Below are 2,378 nucleotides of genomic sequence, written 5' to 3' on the forward strand. Positions count from 1 at the left end.
ACCTTCAGTACAGTCTCCGACAGAATCAGGCCTTCTTCTCTAATACGTTCCTCTAATACTCTCATAACAGCAGCTTCTCTCCTTCAAGGTTCTTCCCGCCCAATTCCTTACTGAAACAAAAAAAGGACAGATTCACTTGAGCGTTTCTCTCAAGTGAATCTGTCCTTCTGGGCTTTTGTCCCTAAGTGGTGTAACACATCGCAGTGTCCGCATCGCTCGGACCAGCCCTTCCAATGCCGCCGCGCGGCATAGAAAACGGAACCCTAGATGCGCTATTTCACTCATAGTCGGACAATTACGATGGTTATCCGGTAGAAACTTATGGGCCATATTCCCAAGATTATATGAGTTGTTATATGAATAATCCGATTAAAACCTTTGTATATCTTACACGCTCTGTACGCTCCTTACAAGCATAAATTCATGAAAAATTTCAGCATTTAATGACAATTTTTCATGAGATACATATATTTTCTTTCACAACCGGCAGCCGGACAATAATAAAACTGAAGAAAACTGCTGTGAATGCCGAAAATCATACTAATTTATGGTTTAACCGGCCTTTTGCCCCCGTTTGCCCTATCACCGCTTCTCTATTAAAAGTATAATTAGTAAAACTAGCGATATAAAGGCGGAGTAGCATGAAAATAAAACAACAGATTGAGTTAGCGGCACTCGCTTCTATACTGCTGCTTGGCAGTATGATTACTATATCTATTATCTATCTGGAAGGAGTTCCGCTCTATCTGTCTTTAGTGGCGGGTACAGCAGGTATTTTGCTCAGCACTTTCTTCCTGGTTCGCATTCACCGGAGTTTAACCCGCGGTATCGGCAGGATCCTGACAATATCGCAGGATATCGCCCAAGGCACACTTGATTCCTCGGGCAAGGCCGCTGCCGGTAATGATGAATTGGGACAGCTGGCACAGTCCTTTTATACCCTTGGAATTGATCTGCACCACAAGACGGAGGAAGAACGCAGTCTGCGGCTGAAGGCTGAAGAACAGGCCTGGATCAATACCGAGGTGTCGGAAATGGCCCTGATGCTTCAGGGCTCCGTGCACTTGCAGACGGCGGCACGCATCTTCATCGGCCGGCTGGCGTCTGCTGTCGGCGGAAGCTACGGGGCGGTGTACATGGTGCAGCATAACCAGCTGCAATTCAAGGCCGGCTATGCTTTTGATGAAGCCTCCGTGAACCTTGAACCGTTCGGGCTGGGCAGCGGACTGGTTGGTCAATGCGCAGTTGACAGGCAAATGATCGTGATGCACAATCTGCCGGAGAATTACATCAGGGTTCACTCCGGACTGGGCGAAGCAGTCCCCTCCACACTGATTCTGCTGCCGGTACTTTATGAGACCGAGGTAGTCGCCGTGGTTGAACTGGCCCTGATGAAAGAACTGGCCGATAAGGAGCTGCAACTCATCGAGCGGACCGGCCAGAATATGGGGGTTCTGATCAACACACTGGCCCATGTCGCCCGTATAGAAGAACTGCTCAGTGAAACTCAAATGCAGAAGGATGAACTTGAGGCGCAGACCGAGGAGCTGCAGGCCCAGACCCAGGAGCTGGAGGCGCAGACAGAAGAACTGCTGGCGCAAACCGAGGAGCTGCAGGCACAGACCAAGGAATTGGCTACCTCCAACAATAATCTGCAGCAGCAGATGGAGCTGACCGCACGGCAGAAAGAGGAGATTCAGGAGCAGGCCGACGCGCTATTGGCCCAGACGAATGAGCTCCAGGACCAAAAGGAAGAGCTGCAGGCCCAGACCCAGGAGCTGCTGGCGCAAACCGAAGAATTAGCCGTCTCCAACAGTCATCTGCAGCAGCAGATGAAGCTTACCGAACAGCAGAAAGCCGAGATCAAAGCCCAGGCGGAAGAGATCTTCATGGCCGCACAATACAAGTCGGAGTTCCTTGCCAATGTCTCGCATGAACTGCGTACACCGCTGAACAGCCTGCTGATCCTGTCACAGATTCTGGCTGAGAACAAGGAAGGTAATCTCGGTGTAAAACAGCTTGAATACGTGCATACCATCTTCTCGGCCGGCAAGGATCTGCTGCAGCTGATCGATGAGATTCTCGATCTGGCGAAGCTCGAGGTCGGCAAAATGACGCCTGTGCTGGAGCCCGTCGCGCTGCATGATGTCAGCACTCATCTGTTCCGCCGGTTCGAGCAGCAGGCGAAGAAAAAGAATATCCGCTTTGACGTCCATTGTGACAGCAGACTGCCGGAGCATCTCATGACCGACGGCCACCGGCTCCAGCAGATCATTAACAATCTGCTGTCGAACGCTCTGAAGTTCACTCCCGAACAGGGCTCTGTTTCCCTGTCGATCCGCCCAAGCAGCGATGAAGTGATCTTCTCGGTCAGCGAC

The 2,378-nt window shown here is 51.0% G+C and carries 1 protein-coding gene and 1 riboswitch; the gene reads left to right on the plus strand.

What is annotated here, in order from left to right; genetic code table 11:
• Positions 1 to 264 precede the first annotated feature (264 nt).
• Positions 265 to 368, minus strand: a riboswitch (purine riboswitch).
• Positions 369 to 641: 273 nt separating this feature from the next.
• Positions 642 to 2,378 (plus strand): histidine kinase dimerization/phospho-acceptor domain-containing protein (locus tag AQR02_RS33145; RefSeq protein WP_209444234.1); only part of this gene is annotated, 1,737 nt, incomplete at its 3' end.

This window comes from Paenibacillus ihuae, assembly GCF_001368795.1.
Taxonomy (GTDB): domain Bacteria; phylum Bacillota; class Bacilli; order Paenibacillales; family Paenibacillaceae; genus Paenibacillus_AQ; species Paenibacillus_AQ ihuae.